The organism is Cuniculiplasma divulgatum, assembly GCA_031200235.1.
Taxonomy (GTDB): Archaea; Thermoplasmatota; Thermoplasmata; order Thermoplasmatales; family Thermoplasmataceae; genus UBA509.
In genome coordinates this window covers 17,053-40,426 of sequence record CP133595.1, presented here as the reverse complement: position 1 = coordinate 40,426, position 23,374 = coordinate 17,053, and the positions used below count along the sequence as shown (strand labels likewise).

The window sequence follows — 23,374 nt, the reverse complement described above, 5'->3', positions numbered from 1 at the left end:
GAGGGTGTTTATTGTTTAACACCTCAAATTTTCTCAAGGTTATGTTAACCATAATTTGTATGATTATAATTTTCCTGATGAGACAGTTAAATTAAAAACCTTGAGGACACCATTGAACGTAGTCTGCGACATTATCTTCAAAGAGGTCAGATTGACCCAAGCGCTCACATTCTTCAGATTAAGCAGTGCCTGTGAAGGTTGATGACTGTACAGCATTAAAGTTACACTGACATTGTAGTTTCCCTGAGGTATGTTTATAGGGGACATCACAACCGATAATCTATCCCTCGAGAATTCATTCCACAGAACCACGGCAGTTCCCACACCACTGTAGCCCATAGGTCCAGATATGCCAGCAGGTTCCTGTAAATAATTAAAATTGCCATACCCTAGATTATTTGCTGCTGGTGAGATCATTACTTTCATTGAAAACATTGAATAATAAAGTGAAAAATACGTACCATTTTGCGTGGTAGTGGTAAGATTTGTTATAAGATCAGTTTCAGTAATATTTTGTGGTGAAGAATTCACGGTAAAAAGAGGTGCAAAAGCTATTGGGCCACCAGAATAATGTTCGAGGCTGAAATTGATCACAAAAACTGCACCTGTTGAGTTGTTATAAGGATCAACATAGAATGTCTTTTGACCGGTATTCACAAATATATCTTTGCTGAAATGGTCTCCTGTTACATACACAAACATCGAAGCCACGATTACTGAAGAGATCAGTATGGCAGCAATTATGACCTTGAGGTGTCTTCTCATGTTTGTAAAATATAGAAAGGTCTATATTTTAAAATTTCGCTCATCGGAATTTCATATCTGTGGAAGAACTCTACTTGTTCCCGTGTAAAGTTTCGGTTTAAAATCTGCCTGACTGTTATAACCTGAGCCTGGAAGCGTCTATGGCTCGGTAAATATTAAAATATGCTCCTTCAATCAATAGAAATGGAACCTGTAATAGTTGCTCCCAGTCTTGACATTCTTGGAGAGGGTCCAACGTGGGCCGGCAGAACCCGTAAAATCTACTGGGTCGACATCAAGGGGAGAAGGTATCATTCCATGGACTTGGAGTCAGGAAAGATAAGCACATTCAACTCAATTGGAATGATCTCGTCAATCGTTCCAACTGATGGAAACTACATGGCGGCTACAGTTGATCACGGTTATTATCTTGTTGACAGCAATGGCAATCATGAGCTCATTACAGAGATCGGGAGCGGGAATGACGGTTGCAGATTCAATGACGGAAAAGCTGATCCTTTCGGAAATTACGTGGCCGGAACAATGGATCTGAACGAGAGTAAACCGATTGGCAGCCTTTATGGTCTTAAGGGAAAGTCGCCAAAAATGATGCTGGTGAATCTAACCATATCAAACGGTATAGCATGGGACATCGGGAAGCGAATTTTTTATCATATTGACACGCCCAGAAGGAGGGTGGATGCGTATTCATACGATTCTTCCCTGAATCTGGAAAGGATAGGGGTGGCAGCTGAATTCAAGGATCTCCCGGGGAATCCGGATGGCATGGTCATAGATGCTGATGGCAGACTATGGGTGGCACACTGGGGTGGTGGCCAGATTTCAGTATTCGAACCAGATAGCGGAAGAAAGGTTGACGAGATACGCTTCCCGGCTATCAATATAACTTCCTGCACATTTGCAGGCGATGATCTGACTGACCTGTATGTGACATCGGCATCCACAGGTGAACCGGGTGACATGGGTGGTTCACTGTTCGTTGTTCACACCGGCATTACGGGTGGCAAAACCTATGAGTATCACGTAGTATGAACTTCGACCTGGCTGTATTTCACCATAGAATTTCCTTTTTAACATCGGCATTAAATGACCAGGAGCTCAGAAACCTGATCCTATCATTTTGAACCAGGAGTATTTGCAGAAATAATGGAACCACATTTACACTGGCAGTCAGACCCAGACATGGTGGGAGGCGGGGATAATTTCATTCGTCAGTTCTTCAGGTATCTGTCGAACCACTTCAGTTTGATTTCCAGTCTGTCAACCATGTTCTTTGGTACTCCACTCCTGGCATGTTCATGATTGTCGCCCTGGTATCTTACCAGTTCGGTCTCAACGTTGTTAAGCTTCAGGGCCACATAGAACTGTTCGGCTTGTTCAATTGGGCAGCGATAATCCTCCTCACCTGTTATGAGCATGGTTGGGGTTTTCACCTTCTCAGCATAGCTGATTGGGGAGAGTTCCATCAGTTTCCTCATGCCGTCCATGGAATATGGCCTCTCGATATTCAGTTCCAATGTGTTGAACCAGAAGCCTATGTCGCTGGTGCCCACCATGCTCAGGAGGTTGGATATTGATCTCTCTGAAATCGCTGCCCTGAACATTTCTGTCTGCGTGACTATCCAGTTTGTCATGAAACCGCCGTATGATCCTCCCGTCAGGCCAAGTTTTTCATTGATTCCATACTTCTCTCGAATAACGCCGATAAATTTCTTAACGTAGTTGTATGCGGAACCGCCCCAGTCTCCCACGCAGGCCCTGGCATACTCCTGTCCATAACCTGTGCTTCCAGGCGGATTTGTGAAAATTATGTTGTATCCGTTCTGGAACATATACTGGAATTCCATGAAGTAAGAATGCCCATAGGCATCATGGGGTCCCCCATGGATAAAAACCAGTGAAGGTGAATCCTTCGAACGAAACATTACAAAACCTTCGCCTCCATCCATATCCATCACATCCGCTTTCTTGCCCAGCACCCCAGGATTCATGTCATATTCCCTGTTGAAGTGAATAATGGAGGGATGTTCCTGGGTGGAATATGCAAAAGCCAGCACCCCGGAAACGTCATAATCTGTGATATTCCTGTGCTCCTCAGTCAATCTGGTCACCGCGTTACTAATGCGGTATATGAATGAAGAGGATTTCTCCCGCCCAATGGCGTAAAGATCATTCCCATGGAATCTGACGGAATACTTCGCACCGGCAAAGGAATCCGAAATAACTGTGTTGGCCGAATCATTGCCCAGAACGATATTTCTGCCTTCCTCCGGGAAAATTATACTGCTAATCTCCCATGGCTTCAGACCGTAGTGGCCGGAAAATGCTATTCTTCCTTTCTCCGATATGTCATAATCGTTGATTTCGGCAGATTCACCCGTTATTCTCTTCACGACTTTGCCGCCGGAGTCAATCTCCAGAAGATCACTCAGGGAATAATCATCGCCGAATTCTGAAGTTTCTATGACAATGCGTCCCCCATTCCTCTTGACCCCAAGCACGTCAAACTTTCCTCCATAAATCTTAACCGGATTTTCCCCAATCCTGTAAAGGTTGTAATAACTGCGAAGCAGGCCACGGCCGTTGAACCTGTACTTCAGCCTGTCGGCGTAGAATGGGAGTTCACCGTCAGCCTTTTCTGCGGCGACCACGAGTATGTCGCTCCCGGAAATGGAGAAGTCCACGATCTTGGCAAAGGATGCAATCTCCCTTGGTTCCTTACCTTGTCCCATGGACATCAGGGTCTCTTTCTCTTTCTCATACCTGATGTAATAGAGGACGCCATCCACCAGCCTGGGAGATCGTTCCGATTCTCCAAATGTGATCTGCTCTGGATCCGAACTGCCTGAAATTCTATAAATGCAGGATTTATACTCTCCGTTCTTTATGTATTTCTGCACAAAGAACAGGGTATCACCTGAAACGCTGAGATCAGTTGCAAATTTTATGGAGTAAGCTTCCGTGGCGTTCATGATTGAAAGATCATTGCACACTCAATAAAGTTTGTTATTCCACGCAGAGGTACTTATGGGCAGCAACCACTTACTTCATCGGAGGCCATTCTCATGGCAGTGCTTCCGGATGATGTGGATGATCTGTTCATCACCTAGCCATTTTTCATCTTCGTGCACAGAGATTCCAAGGTTGAATCAAGATATTCCTTTTTCAGTCAAATTATGCCTTGTAAACACCGGAAGAACCTTTGCAGTTCATGAACCAGATCCATTATCCTGCAGTTGCCAAATTATGATGCAGGGATTGTGATGAAGCATCCCAACAACAGAATTCTGGGAAAAATACGGTTCCAATATATTTATAATACATTTGAAATGCGTGATGGGTAAGCTGTTCATGGAAATCCTGAATGGAACATCCGGGTGGAACTACAGCAGATGGATTGGACCTTTCTACCCTCGTGGAACAACAAGCGACAGAATGCTTTCTCTGTATTCCAGGATTTTTACGGCGGTGGAGATTGATTCAACATTTTACGCAATACCTTCCCCTGAAACGGTGAAGAAATGGGCCAGCGTTACTCCTGAAAACTTCCTGTTCACTGCAAAGATTCCTAAAGCAATCACGCATGAAAACTCCTTTACCGGCGTTGAAGGAATATTCAATGAATTCATTTCCGTGATGACACTGTTGGGGAAAAAGCTCGGATGCCTGCTATTCCAGCTTCCCCCAACTGTATCATACAGGAATTCAGGGGACAGCTTCCTGAAGTTCATCAAGAATCTTCCGGATAAACCTGACTTTTCAGTGGAGTTCAGGAACGGCGACTGGTATAATTCTGTCATACTGGAAGAGATGAGGAAGAGAAATATTTCAGTGGCATGGTCTGACAACCCCCACACTCCAGCTTTTCACTGGTGCACCGCACGACACATATATCTCAGGCTTGTGGGAGACAGGAGCATAAGCGAGTCATCATTTGGTAAGGTGATTTCTGATAGATCTTCCGACATGAGAAGATGGTCTATCAACCTGCTTGATCACAGGGATGATGTGGACAGAGCCTTCGTCTTCGCTAACAATCATTATGCTGGATTTGGTCCGGCCACTGCCAGAATGTTTGGGGAATTATCGGGCATCAAGCAGGTTGGATGGGAGAACATGCTTTCAGATGCAGTAAAAGGAAAACAGACAACACTCTTCTGATGCAGAAGAACTTCAAATAAGCCTGAATGGAATGAAAATGAGTCTTTTATGCACCATTTCGGTCTGGAGAAAATCGAAAAAAATCATCCATATTGAGTATGCAAACCATTGATTAAAAATTAATATGACTCCAAAGGCTGATAGTAATAATGTCCATATCTGTTCTCTATGGGCGCGATATAAGCAAAGATTTTACCATGGAATTCAACTTCGCTACCGGGAGAATTGGAAAGCCTGGAGCAGCTTGGGACGGCAATTTCAGTTTACCATCAGATTCAGTCCTGAAAGATTCTCGGCAAATACCGGAGAATATTGTTGCTGCAACCGGCATTTCTACCGATCTGGACCATCGAGTGCTTCATTCCATGGGCAAGTCCTCTCCCGAGATACTGGCCGCCAAGCACGGTAATTTTGGGCAGATTGTTGGTGGCGTGCTGTATCCTGACGCAGGATCACTTGAATCCTCAGTCAGAATGCTTGTAGAAAGTGGCCTGAGGGTGATACCCTATGGAGGCGGCAGTTCCGTAAATGGATCGCTGATGCCTGAGGCTGGCCATGAAACGGTTTCCGTAGACATGAGGAACTTCTCTTCCATAAGCATAGGGAAGAATTTTGTCCGGGCAGGAGCAGGGGTGACCGGCTCTGATCTGGAGGCAGCACTGTGGAAGGCAGGATACACCTGCGGCAATTTCCCTGAATCCTTCAGGTATTCCACTGTGGGAGGCTGGGTTGCCACCGGTGCCGTTGGCCAGGAATCCAACCAGTACGGCGGGATCCGGGAGATTGCCATTTCAATCTCACTTCTTACATCATCAGGGCGAATAGAGGACATCAATGTTCCCAGCCAGTCTGCAGGCACAACAGCACTGGACATTTCACTGGGATCGGCAGGAGGCACAGGGATAATAACAGATGTTACTCTCAAGACATTCAGGATACCTCGCAGAAGATATTACCACAGTTATTTTTTCAGGTCATTTGAAGACGGTCTGCGGGTCCTGCAGGAAAGTGAAAAGTTTCCGACAGTTGCCCGTCTTTCCGACGAAACTGAGACGGAATTTGCAATACGGGCTAATTCTGCAGACACTGTTCAAAAGCTTTTCCGAAGCTATCTGGACATCAGGGGTGTAGGTAATGGAGCAATTCTCATCGTTGTCAACAATGAAGAGCCGTGGAGAATGGGCATGTCTGGATCTGTTTATGCCGGCGGAATCCCGGCAAGGATGTGGGAGCGGGACAGGTATCTCAGGCCGGGGCTTGCGAACCTGCTGTGGAAGGCCGGATACATTCCTGACACTCTGGAAACGGCTGCCAACTGGGAATATCTGCCGGGACTGTACCGGGATGTGAAAGAATCTTTCTATGAAATGAAGAAGGAACATGGCTTCAACGGCGTCATTATGGCCCACATTTCGCACCTTTACCGATCTGGGGCCTGCATCTACTTCACATTCGTCATTTCAACAGAATTCAAACAGGAAATGGAAACCCTTGATGCCGTCAGGGACGGCATAATTAAGGCATTCATCAGGAATCATGGCGCAATCACCCATCATCACGGTATGGGCGCCCTGTTCAGGCCATATCTGGATAGTCACCATTTGGATTTAATGAAATTGGTCAGGGATCCAATGTATGGGGGTGTCTGAATGGAAAATCTTGAATTCTCAGCAAAGACAAGAGCGGCAGATCTAAATGATCTTGAAAACAGGAAATTTGATGTACTGGTCATAGGTGGAGGAATCAATGGATCGGGAGTGGCCAACACTCTAGCCCAGGCTGGAATCAGCACTGTTCTGGTGGAGGCCAATGATTTTGCATCAGGAACAAGCTCCGCTTCATCAAAGCTGATACATGGCGGGCTCAGATACCTGCAGCAGGGCAGGATTCGTGAGGTAAGGAATCTCATAAAGGAACGGGATTACCTGAGGCGAAATACACATATTGTAAGGGACATCGAGTTTCACATACTTATTACCCCTGATTCATGGCGTAAATGGGAAATCAGGCTCGGCCTTGTGATTTACAATCTCCTGGGCCAGAGGATCACATTTCCGGTATTTCACAGGAACCGGGGAGAATATCCTTCCTCTGTGAAAGGGTATTTTTCATACCTTGATGCCATGACCGATGATGCAAGGCTTGTCATGAGCAACATATGTTCTGCACACAACCATGGTGCCCTATGCCTGAATTATGTCAGGCTCATGGGGGTTGAAAAAAACGAACACGGATTTTCGGCAAAGGTATCTGACAGCCTGACAGGTAAGGAATATGTGGTGCATGCCAGAATGGTTGTCAACTGCACCGGACCTTGGGCTGCAGAGGTCATGAAATTAGCTGGAACTGGCAGTATGCCCGGGATACGGCTAAGCAAAGGCATTCATCTTGTACTTCCTGCTGAAATGTTTCCCTTTAAAAATGCAATTGCCTTCCGATCGCGGCTGGATGGAAGGCAGCTCTTCATAATTCCCCGTGGCGAGGTGGTCCACCTGGGCACCACAGACAACTTTGTTGAATCCCCAGAGGACAGGGAAGTAAGCCAGGAGGAGATCAGTTACCTGATTGAGAGCACATCAGCCATCTTTGGCAAAATTGACAGAGGATCCATAATAACAACATTCAGCGGAATAAGGCCACTTGTTTCTGAGAGCAGCGATCCGGGAAAAGCAACAAGGGAGTTTTCCGTTATCCAGGAAAATGGCATCATACATGTGCTTGGGGGCAAACTGACGGATTACCGCATAGCTTCTAGGAAAGTGGCAGGAATAGTTGCCCGGCATCTTGGAATCAGTACAGACTTGGAAAAGCTTCCAGTTATTGATTATGATCGCCATGCCGTGGATGATCCGGTGCAGTATGATCTTGACTATGAGTGTGCCATTACAGTTGATGATATTGTCAGGAGAAGGGAAGGTTCTTCCATATACAGTATGGATGCTGGTGCTTCCATGAAAAGGAAAGCTGAAACACACCTGGCAGGAGGGGGTGCCTGAAATCAGGTTCAAGGCAATAGTGAATCCGGTGGCAGGATCAGGTTCGTCACTTCACAGGTGGCCTGAAATAAAGGATATGGTCCAGAAAATAACCAGTGACATTTCATACACGACTTCACCGGGACATGCGACACTGCTTGCTGCTGAGGCAGTTTCGGCAGGGTTTGACGGAATCATAATAGTTGGTGGTGATGGTACAATAAATGAGGTAGTGCAGGCCACAGCCGAAAGGGACATTATTATTGCCCCGCTTTCATCAGGGACTGGATCCGACTTCATGCGGAGCCTGGGGCTGCCTGATGCTCATGAGATTCTTGAATCGCTTGCCTCAGGCATTTTCACTAGGATCGATTCGGGTCTAATGGAATATGGAAACAGACAGAGGCGTTTTCTCAACATAATGGAGGCAGGATTCGGGGCGGAGGTTATGCTTTATGTAAATTCACACAGAAGGAGCAGAGGGGCTTTCAATACCGGGGTAATCAGGTCACTTTGGAAACTCAGGACATATGGTATCACCCTGCGGTACGGCACATCTGTGCTGGAACTTGAAACTGTGGAAGTTGTAGTGGCCAATGGGAGATATTTCGGCGGGGGAATGCTGGCTTCCCCAGATTCATCCCTGACTGATGGAATGCTTGACATCCACATAGTTGGAGGTATGGGAAGAATGGAGCTTCTTTCCAAGCTTGGGAAGCTGAGGAATGGAACGTATATATCCGACAGGAAGGTGAATACGTATCACCTATGGGAGTTATCAATGGAAGGCAATGCACCCATGGAGGCAGACGGTGAAAATATGGGAACACTTCCTGTCACTGTCAGGGCAGTACCTCACTCACTGAGCATAGCCGGGAAAATTTCAGGCAATTCCGGAGCAGAATCATGACAGTGGACCGGAAGTATCAACTGCTGCCATGGGATTTCGGTCAAAATTGTGCAGGGAAATTTATTTATTAATGCCAGCACATAATCATGAACATTGACAGAAGTAAGCACGACGGATGCTGTGAAGATCAACTATTCCATTTCAGGTTCACTGAAGCGTGGGCTTCCAATGCTCATAATACCCCCAGCTCTTCTTGCCATAATAATTGCTAGCCGCAGTTTCTATTTCCTTGAATATTTCCATGTACTGTCAGGATCTGCATGGACAGGGATGGACCTGGTCATGGGCATCTTCTTCGCATACATAATGAAGGGACTTGGAAACCAGGACAGAGCCGAGGTCTCAAAGAGGCTTACCCCGGTCATGCTCTTCTTCATGCCCGCCATATCCACAACAACAGTTACTGCCGGAATATATCTTGCGCTTTCTCTTCACATATCATTCCTATCGCCGTATTTCATAATCGTGGCAGTAATAGCCATAATACTTACTGTTCAGGGGCTGGTTATCTTCCTTCCAAATGAGGCAAGAGTGTATCTCGAACTTCTTCGTGGAGGGAAGGATATACGGAAAATTGTCAGGCTAACAATGATGAATATACGGATATCGCTTGTTCAGCTTGTACTTCAGATAACCATAATAGTGTTTATGGCACATTTTGCAACGGGGTATCCGCTTTGACAGAATCCAGTGCTCTCAGAATCGGTCTGTCACCTGCAGGACTGACTGCCTTTGCTGTACCATTTGTTGCACTTGCCATAGCTTACCTGTGGGGAAGCATACTTGCCCTGGACTATGTCCATGTTCTGCTTGGCGCCATATGGACAGGGGTTGACGTTTTCCTGGGACTGCTGTTTTCAACTGTGATGGTCAATGCCCCAATGGAGACCAGGAGGAATGTTGCCGTAAGGATTCTCCCCATGACGCTCTTCTTCATCCCATCAGTTTCCATAGCAGTACCGTTAGCTGGTTATCTGCTGGCGTCCAGTGAAGGTATATTCACCCTTTCAACATGGCTGTTCAGGGCGATAATCATAATGGGTTTTCTCCTGGTGGGAACTGGCTTTTCAACCATTGTGCCTTATTCCCTCAAAATCGTTAAATCCATCAATGGAGGAACCGGCGAAGGAAGACTGCCCAGATACCTGAGAATCATATCCGCCGGAGCTCTTGTTCAGATGGTTTTCCAGATTGCAATCATAGGCCTGATGGCATACATTGTCGTTTATCCGTGATAAAGCGGGCATTCTTTATGCCCGAATCCCATGTCCAATGCTGCCGGATACCCTGGAGGCCAGAACAATGATGAATGATCCAAGAAGATAGAATAGAGCTGATGTTGAGAATAAGGCCACATAGCCCGTGTGGACAGTATTCCTGAAAAGAAAGAGGAGTGTCCCATAAATAAGCGGGGATACGGTGGACGCTCCGGCCAGGGCAAGATTGAACAGAGCCATGTACTTTCCTGCTTCATTCTTTGGAACAAGATCTCCTGCCATTGCTGATGATACGCTGTAAAAGGTTCCGTAGGCGGATCCTATAAATGCCCCCAGTATGAGGAATATATAGAATGACCTGAAGTACGGAATCATTGCGGTGGGTATGGCGGCAAGTGCAGAATCAAGAATGAGGATTCGCCATCTTCCAATTCTGTCGGAGAAATGACCCAGGACTATGCTTGCCACAGCCGATATGGCAAGAACTACTATTCCGGCGATGGCAACATAAAGCTGCGGATCACTGACAAGGAGAACCTGCCTGAAGAAATAGAGCTCGAAATAGGTTAGGCCGGTTATTCCCATGAAGACCATGAAGGCTCCGCCCACAAGTCTCTGGAATGACCTCATATCTGCCGGAACGTGCCGAAGAGATGATATACGGATATGTTCAGCACGGGCCACCGGAATTCTCCCAAGGGCAAGGGTGAGTATTGAGGCAATGCCGGTGAAAGCCACACCGGCTGCAATTGCATATATGGCCAGAGCTTCCGTATGATAGGTCATCAGGTATCCCGTTATGCCAAAGCCAAGGGCAGAGCCGGTAAGCGTGAAGAGGCCATTCATGCCAGCAGAAATCCCTCTCTGCTCACTCCTTACAGTTTCAGCAACAACTGGCTGCACAGATCCTATTGCAATGTTTGAGAACACCTGAAGAAGAACGTATCCTGCAGTTATGACATAAACCGAAAGTGTCACGAAGTGCTGCAGGAGGACAGCAAGGACTGTCATTCCTACGCCTATGGCTATGTATGGATATCTCCTGGCACCGCCAATATGTATCCTGTCGCCCAGAAATCCGGACCCGAGGTTTCCGGCTATGCCTGAGCCGGCGCCTACTGCCGCTATGACGCCAAGATAGAGCCCCATCTGTCCCACGGGCACCACCCCGCCTATTTCCGTTGGCAGTATGAGGCTCTCAAAGGATATCCAGAGGTAGTTGACCCCCAGATATATGGAGTTAAATCCAATCAGGAACAGCAGTGAAAGGCGGTGGCCCCTTTCCATGATTCTGTATTCTTCATGATTATCTTAAGGTTCTCCGAACATTCCCAGTGTAACAGTGCTATTTCCTTGGAACAAGAGCAAGAAAGATGAGGCTGAAGAAATAGAATGATGCTGCGATTTCAAAGAGATATGTGAATCCAGTGCGGTAACTTGTTCCGAAATAGTCCAGTATGATGCCGTAAAACAGCGGAGAGAATGCCGATGATCCGCCTATTCCTATATTGAAGTAGGCCATGTATTTCCCTGCATCCTCTTTGGGTGAAAGATCGCTTGCCAGAGCCTTTGATACGCTGAAATAAATGCCGTAAGCTGTGGCAATGAATATGCCCAGGATCACAAATATATCAAACTTCGGGAAGAAGGGAATCAGTGCAGTGGCAGTTCCACCCATAACAGCAGCGGCCAGGAGCATCCTCCATCTTCCATACCTGTCGGAGAGAAAGCCGAAAATGGCAGTCCCTATGGCAGAGAACAGCAGCACAAAGATGCCGGAAACGGCCACAAGTTCAGCAGGATTGGCGGATTTCAGCACGTCCTCGAAATAGTAAAGTTCAAAGAAGCTCAGGCCGGTGACGCCCAGAAATACCAGAAAGGCGGATCCCACAAGCCAGAAAAACCCCTCAGACTTCCCGCCAGGGTTGAAGATCTCAAGGAAAGTTCCAAACAGTGAAGTGCCAGGCACATGGACGGGTGTATCCTCATGCCGTATGGTGTGTGTTGTTATGACAGATGTAATCAGCAGGGTAACCCCCATGATTCCAAGGGCAGGCGTATCCATTTTCAGGGACATGAGGTATCCAGAGAGCCCAAGGCCAAGGGCATTTCCAAGGAGAGTGTAAATTCCGTTTATTCCGGAAGCAAGCCCCCTCTGGTCTTCAGGCACAAGGTCACGGAAGAGGGGCTGATATGCTGCTGAAGAAACGTTTGTGCCGGTCTGCACAAAAATGTAACCAAGCAGGATGCCGTATATGTAGTTCTGGAGCAAAATATCCACTGCAATGCTTATGGAGGCAGCAACAGAACCGATTATTATGTACGGCCCGCGTTTCCCCCAAAGGATGCTCCGGCTGTCGCTCAGCACACCGAAGAACAGGCTCACAACAACGCCGACGGAAATTCCTATGAAAGCTATGATACCCAGCAGCAGGCTCGTGGAATCGTTGCCGGTTACGCGCTCGAGCTGGATTGGAAGTATGAGGCTCTCGAATGATATCCAGAGATAATTTGTCCCCAGGTGGACCGCATTGAGCTGAAGGAGGTACCCCCTGCTTCTTTTCCTGTACAATGGTCAAATATGCCGATGTTAATAATAAGACATTGCAGATCCGATGATTGCCGAGAGTCAGGAAACAAAGCTTTTTTTATACCCGTGATTACGGTCAGCATGGATCAGCTCCCCTTTGGCTCCATGGACAGATCACCTGTGACCCGATCACACTGGAAGATTTTCACAATATCATCGATGGGCATGTTCCTGAACGGCTACGATCTTTCAGTCATCACCCTTGCAATGGTGGTGATTCCACACCAGATTGGCCTGAGCACTGAACAGTACCTGGCAGTCAATGCTTCGGCATTTGCAGGCATGCTCATGGGTGCACCTCTAATCGGCAGGCTTGCAGACAGAATTGGCAGAAGAAGGATATTCGGGCTCGATCTCATACTTTTCGTGGTGTTTGCAATCCTTTCAGGATTGTCAACGAATTTCCTTGAACTTTTCTCATTCCGTTTCATGCTGGGGCTTGGCATTGGCGGCGACTATCCCGTTAGCTCCACCATGGTCTCAGAATTCTCTCCAACCCGACCACGTGGAAAATTCCTGCTGGGGATGGTTGCAATGTACTGGGTAGGTGCCCTGTTCTCAAGCCTGATGAATGTCACATTCATCAGCAATCCGTACTTCTGGAGATACACCTTCATAATAGGCGGCCTCATTGCAGTCCCCGTCATACTGGTACGCCTTTCCATTCCGGAAAGCCCAAGGTGGCTCATATCTAGGGGAAGGGTCCAGGAAGCGGAGAAAGCCATGCAGGAATTCTCTGGTGCACCCAGCCCCCCCATGCATGAGCAGGCTGATATGAAGCCCGACAGGAACGGGATTTTCAGCAGGAAGTACGCCATGACAACATTCTTCATCCTTTCCGCATGGTTTCTCTTTGATGTTGCCGCATACGGAATGGGCTTTTACTTTCCCAGGGTCATAAGCACAATAGGTTTCGCAGGGAATCTCAGGCTCACTGCAGAAAGCGGGATAATTATTGATATTGGAGGTATCGCTGGCTATGCCATAGGGCTTCCATTTGCCGACAGGCTGGGCAGAAGATTTCTCACAATTGCCGGCTTCACTGTAATGTCAGTTGTGCTTCTTGCAGGGTCAATAATACGAATATCAGGAGCAGTGCTGGTTCCATATTTCTTTGTTTACGTGCTCTTTGAGCAGTGGATAGGTGCCGTGACGCTGTTCTATCCTACAGAACTCTATCCCACCGGCATCAGGGCAACTGCCCAGGGTGTCGCCACAGCCGTGTCCAGGGCGGGTGCCATCATGGGCATAGTCATATTTCCCCTGTTTCCGGTGTTCAGTTCACTCTATATATTCGCTGCACTTTCCATAACAGGCCTGGTAATCTCGGTAGTCCTGGCTCCAGAAACAAGGAGAAAAAGCCTGGAGGCAATAACGCCTGGAGTAAAGGCTTAATGCTCAATATATTGCCCATCCATGTTCCGGCAAATTTTAAATTGCACAGTAGCATACAGTGATGTAAGAAAACTTACATTACCGTGATAAAATGTCCATCAACGTTAATAGTGCAAAATTCGTTAGAGAAGTCATTTTTGGGCAGTCCATAAGAAAAGGTGGTGCCTGAAGTGCCAGGCCTGAAGAAAAACTCCATCGGCCTCCTGCAGGGCACATTCCAGGGCATCGCAGGATCTGCACCTGCCGGGGCGGCAGTAGCAACGTTCACCGGAGCGGCTGCATTTGCACTGGGCGCACTGCCGCTTACGGCTCTGCTGGCTTTCCTGGTTGTTCTGCTCAATGCGTATATAATAAGGCGCATATCCCGGAGAATTGCTGGAGCAGGTGGCTACTATTCATATGTGCAGGGTGGCCTGGGATCATCACCTGCGCTCTTTTCCGGTTTCTTCTATATCTTCTACCAGGTGTTTGCCCTTGCTTTTATGGGACTGAGCCTCGCCGTCTTTGTTCCGGCGATTCTTTCCAATGTATTCGGGGTCCAGATGCCCACATTTGCGTGGTTGCCAATCCTTGCTGCATCCATTCTGTTCGGTTTCGCCGTTTCACGGGCAGGCATAAGGCAGTCTACAGGCTACACCACCATTATGGCTATGGTTGAGATCGGAGTGATTGCAGTTTCCGGGATTATAATAATACTGGTGCATCCTTCAATCAACACAACGGCTGTATTCAGCCCGGGGCTTGCGAAAGGAGGCATTTCAGGCATTGGCATAGGCATGCTGTTCATGTACACTGCATTCTCCGGATTTGGCGCATCCACACCACTGGGAGAGGAATCAAGGGATGCAAGGAGGACAGTAGGCCTCTCTGTGGTACTGGCAATACTGGTACTGGGGACATTCTACGTGTTCACAGCATACGTTTTCACTGTTGCCTGGGGGCCGTCCCAGATGCTGAATTATGCTGGAAATCTTGTTCCGGGGATCTTCATCATCAAAAATTACATGGGAACAGGAATGGCAATCCTGGTGACCGCACTCTTCATCAACAGCCTTCTTACGGGAACCGTGGTCATAACAAATGGGACTTCAAGGGTGATGTATTCCATGTCAAGAGAAGGGATGATTCCAAAGGGCCTTTCCCGGATACATCCTGTGAGGCTTACCCCTTCGGTATCAGCTGCAATGGTTGTCTCTGCGGCATTTGCAATAGCCGCTCTGGGTGTGCTGTTCCTGGGCGGTTTCACCGCTTTCCTCATGGCCGCCACTGCTGCCACATTGGGTGTCATACTTGTGCATGCGCTTGTGAACGTATCTCTGCCTTCGCTTGAGAGAAAGAACCCCTCTGGCATTCAGCGGAGCAGCCTCGCTGCAACTGTAGTCTCGGTGATTTTATTCGGTTTCATATTTATCAGCACATTCATAGTTCCGGAACCGGGACTTGAATCCGGAACAGTAGCATTTGCAGCATGGATCATCATAAGCCTGGCGTATGTCATGTACAAGAGGAGGAACCCGGGAATGATACTTCCTGATCTTGATGGGCCAATAGCTGAATGAAGTGTTTTTCCCATTCAACTATTTAGTGGAAAATAGAATATCTATTTTTTATAGATTCAGGATATTCAGTGGTATTGAGGCAAATTCCCCTACTGGGCGCCATAAGAGGCCTGAGGAGCTTTTATTTCGGCTACATAGCCTTCCTTATTCCCCTGTTTCTGAAACAGGTTGGTTTCTCCGTTGTTGAAATTGGAATTTATGCCCTTGTTGCAACCATTGCAAGTTCCGGCCTGGTTCTGCTGTCAGGTTTCATGGGAGATCTTTACAGCAAGAAGAAGACACTGCTCATAATGTCTGGCTTGCCGGCCTTTATATTCGTCACATTCCTTCTCACACATAATTTTGTCCTGCTGTTCCTAACTTCCGTCCTTGGAATAACCTTCAGTGCAATAGGCGGCGGTGCTGGCGGCGGCCCGGTTGCGCCAATACTGACCGCATTTGTGGCTGACAAGGTCTCATCAGCATCCAGAACCTGGATTTACTCGGCCCTGATGCTTGTATCCATAATATCTGCCATTGCAGGCAGTTCAACATCTGCCGTGTTTGAAAAATATGTCTCAGACTATTATACGGATCTTTTTGCAATAGCCCTCATCCTGAATATTGCATCACTGTTCCTCACGCTTCTTCTGGAGGATACGAAGATCAAGAGGGTCAAGGGTAAGAAGACCCAGATAATGCCGAAAAATTCAGGTCGGAATATCGCGAAAATAGGGCTATCAGGAGCAATGGGCAGCGTGGGCCTGGGGGTGATTACGCCAATAATATCACTCTGGTTCCACCAGATAGGCGTGCCCACATACGTTATTTCCCTTATATTCACGGCATCATATGTGGCATCAGGAGTTGGTGTCTTATTTGCATCCACCGTGGAAAGATGGCTGGGCGCAATATATGCAATCGGGATATTTCGGGGTCTGGGCTCAGGTCTCTTCATTCTTATGCCATTTGTCCCTCCCATGGTGGCAGGAGCCATATACGCTATCCGGACTGGCCTTTACCAGCTTGCGCTTCCAATCAGGCAGAATTTCCAGATGACAATCCTGGACCCGGGGGAGAGAGCAAGGGGAAACAGCCTTACGGGAATAGCAAGGCGTCTTCCATATGGAGTATCAACAACCTTTGGCAGTTTTCTCCTATCTGCAGGGGCCATAGTTTTCATGTTCTCGTTCGCCGGCATTGTGTCACTCTTCGATCCTATTCTCTACGTCTACTTCTTCAGGAAATATAAAAAAGAAGATGTTGTTGAGACGGCTACCTGATGCCGCTCAATCCCTGTTCTTTGCCAGGTAGTAAGCTATGACGAATGGCACGGCCATCCACAGTATTCCTGCAATTATGAGGAACGGCGCTATGATTCCAAATGCCGAGGGATCAATGGTGGAAGATGATATCACGCCGAACTTATCTGTGAACATGGTCTGCACCAGCATGGAATAGCCTGCAGGGCTGGCATAGTCAAATCCTACACTGGCACTCACGTAGGCAGTGCTGCTTGTGGATATTTTCAGGGCGGCCAGTATGGCTATTGGTATTATGCTCCAGAACATGTCCAGAACCACGAAGAGGGCAATGGCTGCACCCAGGACAGCACCCTGTGACTTTGCAATGTGCGAAAACATATAGACAAGTGCCAGGAATGAGACTCCCTCAACTACATAGGTCCACACAAAGTAAAGGCTGAAGGTTGTGGACAGGTACATTCCAAAGTAGTGATGTATTATGAGGTCAGAGAAAATCATTGAAAGACCAACGGCAATCACGATTGACACAGAGTTAGAAAGGAATCTGGATGTTATGAGGCCTCCTCTTGTCACTGGTCTTTTAAGTACAGATTCCAGAACTCCGTTTGTCCTGTCCTTGCCATATGTCAGGTACGCGGCGAAAACAGCCAGTATGGGTATCAGGAAACCCAGTATCTCAGATGTTCCGGCATAAACAAGCGATTGAAGTGTGCTCTGCGTCATTGGAGTATAGTCCGTCAGTGTAAATGGAGGGGCCTGTGAGGAGTGTGGAGGGTATATTATACCAGTGCTGTTGGTTACCTCCACTCTATATAAGTCTGTCCTGTTTGCTCCAGTTACGGTGGGAAAAATATTGAGAACGGTGAATCCGGAAAAGCTGTGCTTGTAGGAATAATTTGTACTAATGTCTGATGCTGGCAGACTGTAGTTGTAAACATATAAGTCAAGGGACGGGGATACGGTTCCGTTTGTTCCAACATAGAAAAGCTCAAGGCCGAACCTGGTACTGTTTGACGGATCTACCATACCAGAGAAAACCTGTAATCCAGACGACTTGAGCAATGATGAAAATAATACCGGGCTGGAATGAACCGTTATGGATTTTCTAAGAGTCGTATGGGTATAACTCACATGGACTTCTCCTGAGTCTGCGCTCCCTATTGGTATGGTAGAATTGGCAAACCCGTTTGAGGCAGACGTGGCATTGTATATAGTACCATTGTAATCGTAACTGACCTTGATGCCGGAAACGGGGTTACCGTATGCGTCATGGGCATATCCCACCACCGTAACGTTTGATCCGCCCATGTAAAATCCAGTGCTGAGCTGGGGAGCTGATGATACTGGGGAGGGAGAATATGTCGATCCCGCTTCGTAAGCCAGCAGGGATGAGAGTCCCACAATGGCTATTATCATTATTATGACAAACTTGCTGGTAAGTGTTCTCCTGACCTCGTAAACTATTGGTCTCATGCCTTCTCACCTATGATGCTGAAGAAATACTCCTCGAGGCTTTCTCCAGATGTCTCAAATTTTCTCAGGCTGTATCCGGATGCAACTATTCTGGAAGCAATTTCCGGAACCCTCTTCACGTCAATTGACAGTTCGGAGATTGTTACGTCGCTGCCAGACACCATGACATGTCCGAAATCCGAAAGAATGGATTTCAGCTTCTCGTCCGGGTTGTCAACACTGATTCTTACGACGACTTTGCCCAGATTCCTCAACTCGTCTCTTGTAAGAACCTTCAGGAGTTTGCCGTGGCTGATGATTGCCACCTTGTCCGCTATGTTCTCGACCTCGCTCAGTATGTGGGATGACAGCATTACTGCCTTACCCCTCTTTTTGAGAGACAGTATGAGATTTCTGACAAATACCACTCCTTCAGGGTCAAGCCCGTTCAGCGTCTCATCAAACAGAAAATTCCTTGGGTCCCCCAAAAGGGTTTCGGCTATGGCAAACCTCTTCTTCATTCCCTGGGAATAGTTCCGGAGTTTCCTGTCTGTATAGGGCTTCAGCCCAACCTCATCCAGGAGGGAAAGGATCTGCTCTTCCTCATTGCTCCTGTCAATGTCATAAAAGCCAGCATAATACTTCATCAGTGTCACAGGATTTGCATTCAGCTCGAAATTTGGGAATTCCGGGACCCAGCCCACATTGGCCGATGCTTTGACCTTTTCCTTTACTATATCAAAACCGTCCACCTTGATGGTTCCAGCAGTGGGAAGTATTATGCCGGATATCATGCGGATTGTTGACGTTTTACCTGCTCCATTGAGCCCCACCAGTCCAAGTATCTCACCGTCATTTATCTGAAGGGTAAGATCACTTACAGCTGGAGGGTCTTTCCTGGAGTAGACCTTGGTTAAACCTTCTATTGTAATCATTGTGCTATGGCACCACCAGTTACTTCGTTTTCCGATATCGGAGTATAATATATAACAATAGTGGAACAGAATCACACATTTATCTGCTCTTGGTTCGACCACTGCTTCTGTTTCTCAGGTCGAGAGCAAAGGATACAGCAAGGCCGGCAATAACCGTGAAAACCCCATAAAGTGCATCCGTATGGGAGAGCATTATCAGCGAAAAAATCGTAAATACGATGCCGAAAATGACAAGAATCAGTGAGGCGATCATTCCTCCCCTGTAGAGCCTTGGATTCTTTATATCAATATGAGTCTGGTAAATGGAAGTCCTGCCGCAGTTCGGGCATTTTGCCCGGAAGAACTGGCTTATCTTCAGGGAAGTAAGGGAATACGAAACACTGTAATAGTAGTCAAATTCATGTCCGCACTTTGGGCATTTCAGGTGTTCTTCAGGCACAGCCATCCAATCCCGGCAGGCATAAAATCTTTTCCAACACGCATCACGTCCCAGCTGGCTGCGATCTCCTCAGGGGATTGGGAATTCTCACAAATCCGAACCACAGCAGGAAGATGCCGATGAATTCCGCAAGATAGAGGAAACTGGGAAATCCTGTGATGTAGAGAGTTCCTGCCACTGATACCACAATCACGCCCACAATGATTGATATCATGCTGGGATTGTGTGTTTTTCTGAAATCAAGCGCTGCCTTCACCAGTATGATAACGGCAGCCGGGAATGTTATGAGTGAGGACGCTACAGTCACAAGTATGGGCAAAGGGCCAAAGAACACATGCGATATGATCATCTTTCCAAGTGTTCCGGAGGCAAGTGTGTAAATGAGGAATATGCTTGTTATGAGGACATATATGCTGTATATCATTGTATTCCTTCCACTTCGTGCGAGAGATACCGATCCCAGGGCAAGAAGCTCCACTATTGCAGCAACAAGAAACAGATAGGACTTCAGAAGCAATGCGGGATAATGGCCAATGGCAAATATGATCTCCAAAAGTACAGAGAGGGTGAATACTGCCATGCCGCTGAACCAGAATTGCAGGCTCCTGCTCTTTACCTTTGCCGCCTTCAGGCCCATTACCACTGTGAGGCCCAGTGAAAGGATGAAGACAACCGATGTCAGGGAAACAGTGAACGCAAAACTCATGAGGAAACTCATTGTTACCAGATCATACCGCTAATCCCAAATTGATATTTGTCATTTTGGCAGTTTCATTCCACTGCCTCAAAGAGTTCAAGAATCTGCTGGCTGTCGGCCTCCCGTGGATTTGTTATTATGCCTGTGGACTCCTCTGCCAGCCCAACCATTCCACTCAGGTGCAGGTCGTACTCATCCCGGGCGATGCCGGTTGCTTTCAGGTCAAGGGGTTGCCCTATTTCCCGGAAGAATCTGCGGATGGTCTCTCCAAGGTTTTCTCCCCGGTACTTTTCGGGGAAGCACTGCCTGAGTATCTCATAGCTTTCAACAGAATAATCCTGGTTGAAATCCACAACGTATGGGAGATAAAGCCCTACAGACATGCCGTGGGCGATCCTGAAATGCGCCCCCAGGGAATGGCCCAAGGCATGTGCGAGTCCAATCTGGGAGTTGGAAAATGAGAGGCCTGCCATGGATGCTCCAATGTGAACCAGTTCCCTGGACTTCATGTTCCCATCCCTGAGAACCGCGGGAAGGTTGTGTGTTATGAGCCTGAGTGCCTTTTCAGCCATGGCCTCGGAATATGGATTTTTCCACTGGCTGCTGTGACCCTCCACGGCATGGGTTATGGCATCCACGGCTGTGTTCCTTGTGATTGATTGTGGGAGGTTCCTTACCAGCACAGGATCAAGTATGGCATAGTCTGCAATAATCTCAGGGGATGCCAGCTCGTTCTTGCGTCCATGATCTCTGTCGCTGAGAACAGCAGCCCATGTGCATTCCGATCCAGTTCCGCTTGTGGTGGGGACAAGTATGAGCCGGGACTTCTTCCTGAGTCCTAGATGGACCAGCGGTGTAATGTCAAAAAGATCAAGATCGGGCCTTTCATACATTACAAACAGGGCCTTTGCAGCATCCATTGACGAACCTCCCCCCATGCCAATTATCAGGTCGGGGGCAAATTCCATCACCTGTTTCGAGCGATCTGTGACATCGGATATTGTTGGTTCCTCCGGAATGTTATCGATTACAAGATTCTTCGATCCGGATGGCAGGTTTGAATGGAGTATGCTGAGAAGTCCGGCTTTAGCGATGTTCCTGTCGGTGACTATTAGGATTCTTTCATAGGGAAGTTCCGAGAGGAATGATAGTGCATCCTCACCATACACTATACTGGGCGACCGGAAGTACCACATGGGTCAGAACTCCGTTGATACCTGGGATGCTGTGCTCACCATTTCCTTGGCTGCCTTGGTGAACCTCATTATCTTCATCATTGATCCGTCAAGCTTGAATTTCCCGGTGAGAACGCCCTGGATGGGGTCAATCTCCCTGTTGATGAGCCTTTTCCAGTTCCCGTATTTGCCTATGTAGCTGAATTCGGACTTAGGAACGTCGGCGGCTGACATTGAGAATTTGTAGTCCCTGCATTTTCCGTGAAAGAGATCAAGATATAGGTATGCTGTATCCTTGAAGTCTCCATCCGGCTGGATTACGAAGGTGATGGCGCCTTCCCACTGTTTTCCAGCGTCCTGGTATGATTCATTGCTGTTCAGCTTCTCCACATATTCCTTTGCCCATTCATTGCTTGGAAATTTTGACATGATGAAAATAACGGAACTGAGTAAATAAACATTTCACAGATTATTCTGCTGAGCTAGGAAAAATACTTCAAAACTATATGAGTTTCTGTGCCTGTGAAAAGGTCTGGTTGAACAGGTTTATCATCATTCATTGCATATAACAGCATATGTCTGAAAGAATTGCCGTAATCGGCGGAGGCATAACAGGCCTGTTCAGTGCAATGTATCTGGCTCAGGCAGGATTCGAAACCAGTCTTTTTGAAAAGGGGGAACTGGCATCGGAAACATCGGACAAATTTCACGGGATGATTCACAGTGGCGCTAGGTACGCCGTGAATGATATGGTTTCGGCCCGCGAGTGCATATCTGAAAACAGGATTCTTTCAGGAATAGCATCTTCATTCATTGACAGTTCAGGTGGATATTTCCTTGCCATGAGTGATCAGGAGGCAGAGTTTGGGGACAGGCTGAAATCAGGATGCCATTCAGCAGGGATACCATGCACAGAGGAGGATGTTGATGAATTCCTCTCAATGGAACCGCATGTAAACAGGGATCTGAAGAGGGTCATGAAGGTTCCAGACAAGGTGGTGCATGCATTTGATTTTGCTGCGGCTGTTGCAGCCGAGGCCAGAATGCTGGGTGCAACCATCGCAACAAACACAGAAGTGACAAGGATCATTGCAGACGAGAACACTGTAACCGGGCTGGAACTGTCCGTAAATGGAGCAAAAAGCCGGGAAAAATTCGATCTGGTAGTAAATGCTGCCGGACCGTTCACCTGGAACGTTCTCCGGGAAAGCAAGATTCCATCACCCGAGATTATGCCTTCACTGGGTTCCATGCTTGTCTACGACGGTAGGGTCACCAACTCCGTTCTGAACAGGATGCGCATGCCATCTGATGGGGACATAATAGTGCCATATGGTTCATCCTCAATTCTTGGCACAATGGCAACGGTGGTGGAGGATGCCAGCAGTTATACAGTGGATCAGGAGGAGATTGATTCCCTGCAGGAGGAGGGAAACAGGATGGTGCCATCCCTAGAGAAGATGCCCCTGAAGCGCGTTTATTCATCCGTACGGCCTCTTATCTCAGACGGATCCGGCGATCCCCGCAGTGCATCAAGAAGCTTTGATATATTTGACCACTCCCGAGACGGATACTCAGGATTGCTGACCATCACTGGGGGCAAATACACCACTGGCAGGATAATAGGCCAGGAAACTGCCAGGAAGGTATGCGAAGTATTCGGGTCAAAATTCAATCCCAGAAATCCTGAACTGGATACGTCATTTCAGAGGTTCCGGGATTCCGGGATGATGTTACGTGATGATGTCTATGACATGGTTGAATCCAGGTCAGGAACAATGGATGCAGAGAGACTCATCCCGGGAATGGCACTTGCTGTGATGGCATCAGTCAGCAACAGGAGAAATGTGAAGTGATGCA

21 protein-coding genes are annotated in these 23,374 nt (G+C 47.5%); 11 read left to right on the top strand and 10 right to left on the bottom strand.

The genetic code is table 11. The features are described 5' to 3' along the window. Nucleotides 1-63: 63 nt before the first annotated feature. Nucleotides 64-765, bottom strand: coding sequence for a hypothetical protein (locus RE469_00185; protein ID WMT44639.1), 702 nt, complete (start codon nucleotides 763-765; stop codon nucleotides 64-66). Nucleotides 766-948: 183 nt separating this feature from the next. Between RE469_00185 and RE469_00180 the strand changes: the two genes are divergently transcribed. Beyond that, nucleotides 949-1,797: an SMP-30/gluconolactonase/LRE family protein gene (locus RE469_00180; GenBank protein ID WMT44638.1), complete on the top strand. Its 849-nt coding sequence runs from the start codon at nucleotides 949-951 to the stop codon at nucleotides 1,795-1,797. Between the two features lie 179 nt (nucleotides 1,798-1,976). Here the strand turns inward: RE469_00180 and RE469_00175 are convergent, their stop codons facing one another. Then, a complete protein-coding gene (locus RE469_00175; GenBank protein WMT44637.1) occupies nucleotides 1,977-3,737 on the bottom strand; it encodes a S9 family peptidase in 1,761 nt (586 codons plus the stop codon). A gap of 364 nt (nucleotides 3,738-4,101) precedes the next feature. Between RE469_00175 and RE469_00170 the strand changes: the two genes are divergently transcribed. From RE469_00170 to RE469_00145, 6 genes are all read left to right on the top strand, one after another. Beyond that, nucleotides 4,102-4,926 (top strand): DUF72 domain-containing protein, encoded by an 825-nt coding sequence (locus tag RE469_00170; GenBank protein ID WMT44636.1) that lies wholly within the window; start codon nucleotides 4,102-4,104, stop codon nucleotides 4,924-4,926. Nucleotides 4,927-5,075: 149 nt separating this feature from the next. Beyond that, entirely contained in the window at nucleotides 5,076-6,575 is a 1,500-nt protein-coding gene (locus tag RE469_00165; GenBank protein WMT44635.1) for an FAD-binding oxidoreductase, read from the top strand. Further along, the gene (locus RE469_00160; GenBank protein ID WMT44634.1) at nucleotides 6,576-7,922 is read left to right on the top strand and encodes a glycerol-3-phosphate dehydrogenase/oxidase; all 1,347 of its coding nucleotides are present in this window, start codon (nucleotides 6,576-6,578) and stop codon (nucleotides 7,920-7,922) included. Continuing rightward, complete coding sequence (locus tag RE469_00155) at nucleotides 7,915-8,811, top strand: diacylglycerol kinase family lipid kinase (GenBank protein WMT44633.1); 897 nt, start codon at nucleotides 7,915-7,917, stop codon at nucleotides 8,809-8,811. Before RE469_00160 ends, RE469_00155 begins: the two co-directional genes overlap by 8 nt. A gap of 93 nt (nucleotides 8,812-8,904) precedes the next feature. Beyond that, complete coding sequence (locus RE469_00150) at nucleotides 8,905-9,492, top strand: hypothetical protein (protein WMT44632.1); 588 nt, start codon at nucleotides 8,905-8,907, stop codon at nucleotides 9,490-9,492. Beyond that, entirely contained in the window at nucleotides 9,489-10,046 is a 558-nt protein-coding gene (locus RE469_00145) for a hypothetical protein (protein WMT44631.1), read from the top strand. The genes RE469_00150 and RE469_00145 overlap by 4 nt, the downstream gene beginning before the upstream one ends. A 15-nt stretch (nucleotides 10,047-10,061) precedes the next feature. Here the strand turns inward: RE469_00145 and RE469_00140 are convergent, their stop codons facing one another. Both RE469_00140 and RE469_00135 read right to left on the bottom strand, forming a co-directional pair. Beyond that, on the bottom strand, nucleotides 10,062-11,315 hold the full coding sequence (locus tag RE469_00140) for an MFS transporter (GenBank protein WMT44630.1): 1,254 nt from the start codon (nucleotides 11,313-11,315) through the stop codon (nucleotides 10,062-10,064). Nucleotides 11,316-11,373: 58 nt separating this feature from the next. Further along, on the bottom strand, nucleotides 11,374-12,600 hold the full coding sequence (locus RE469_00135) for an MFS transporter (protein WMT44629.1): 1,227 nt from the start codon (nucleotides 12,598-12,600) through the stop codon (nucleotides 11,374-11,376). 99 nt (nucleotides 12,601-12,699) lie between these two features. Here RE469_00135 and RE469_00130 point away from each other — a divergent pair, with 99 nt between their 5' ends. From RE469_00130 to RE469_00120, 3 genes are all read left to right on the top strand, one after another. Continuing rightward, nucleotides 12,700-14,013 (top strand): MFS transporter, encoded by a 1,314-nt coding sequence (locus RE469_00130; protein WMT44628.1) that lies wholly within the window; start codon nucleotides 12,700-12,702, stop codon nucleotides 14,011-14,013. A 161-nt stretch (nucleotides 14,014-14,174) separates the two neighbouring features. Continuing rightward, on the top strand, nucleotides 14,175-15,572 hold the full coding sequence (locus tag RE469_00125; protein ID WMT44627.1) for an APC family permease: 1,398 nt from the start codon (nucleotides 14,175-14,177) through the stop codon (nucleotides 15,570-15,572). A 74-nt stretch (nucleotides 15,573-15,646) separates the two neighbouring features. Next, nucleotides 15,647-16,834, top strand: a complete 1,188-nt coding sequence (locus RE469_00120) for a hypothetical protein (protein WMT44626.1) — start codon at nucleotides 15,647-15,649, stop codon at nucleotides 16,832-16,834. Between the two features lie 6 nt (nucleotides 16,835-16,840). Here the strand turns inward: RE469_00120 and RE469_00115 are convergent, their stop codons facing one another. The 6 genes from RE469_00115 to RE469_00090 form a co-directional block, all read right to left on the bottom strand. Next, a complete protein-coding gene (locus RE469_00115; GenBank protein WMT44625.1) occupies nucleotides 16,841-18,289 on the bottom strand; it encodes an ABC transporter permease subunit in 1,449 nt (482 codons plus the stop codon). After that, nucleotides 18,286-19,203: an ABC transporter ATP-binding protein gene (locus RE469_00110; GenBank protein ID WMT44624.1), complete on the bottom strand. Its 918-nt coding sequence runs from the start codon at nucleotides 19,201-19,203 to the stop codon at nucleotides 18,286-18,288. Before RE469_00110 ends, RE469_00115 begins: the two co-directional genes overlap by 4 nt. 79 nt (nucleotides 19,204-19,282) lie before the next feature. After that, on the bottom strand, nucleotides 19,283-19,642 hold the full coding sequence (locus RE469_00105) for a hypothetical protein (GenBank protein WMT44623.1): 360 nt from the start codon (nucleotides 19,640-19,642) through the stop codon (nucleotides 19,283-19,285). Between the two features lie 43 nt (nucleotides 19,643-19,685). Beyond that, nucleotides 19,686-20,348, bottom strand: coding sequence for a hypothetical protein (locus tag RE469_00100; protein ID WMT44622.1), 663 nt, complete (start codon nucleotides 20,346-20,348; stop codon nucleotides 19,686-19,688). Nucleotides 20,349-20,413: 65 nt separating this feature from the next. Continuing rightward, the gene (locus tag RE469_00095; GenBank protein ID WMT44621.1) at nucleotides 20,414-21,535 is read right to left on the bottom strand and encodes an iron-containing alcohol dehydrogenase; all 1,122 of its coding nucleotides are present in this window, start codon (nucleotides 21,533-21,535) and stop codon (nucleotides 20,414-20,416) included. A 3-nt stretch (nucleotides 21,536-21,538) separates the two neighbouring features. Then, nucleotides 21,539-21,943, bottom strand: coding sequence for an SCP2 sterol-binding domain-containing protein (locus RE469_00090; GenBank protein ID WMT44620.1), 405 nt, complete (start codon nucleotides 21,941-21,943; stop codon nucleotides 21,539-21,541). Nucleotides 21,944-22,089: 146 nt separating this feature from the next. On the opposite strand from RE469_00090, the gene RE469_00085 reads away from it, so the two are divergent. Beyond that, the gene (locus tag RE469_00085) at nucleotides 22,090-23,370 is read left to right on the top strand and encodes a glycerol-3-phosphate dehydrogenase/oxidase (GenBank protein ID WMT44619.1); all 1,281 of its coding nucleotides are present in this window, start codon (nucleotides 22,090-22,092) and stop codon (nucleotides 23,368-23,370) included. Nucleotides 23,371-23,374: the final 4 nt, after the last annotated feature.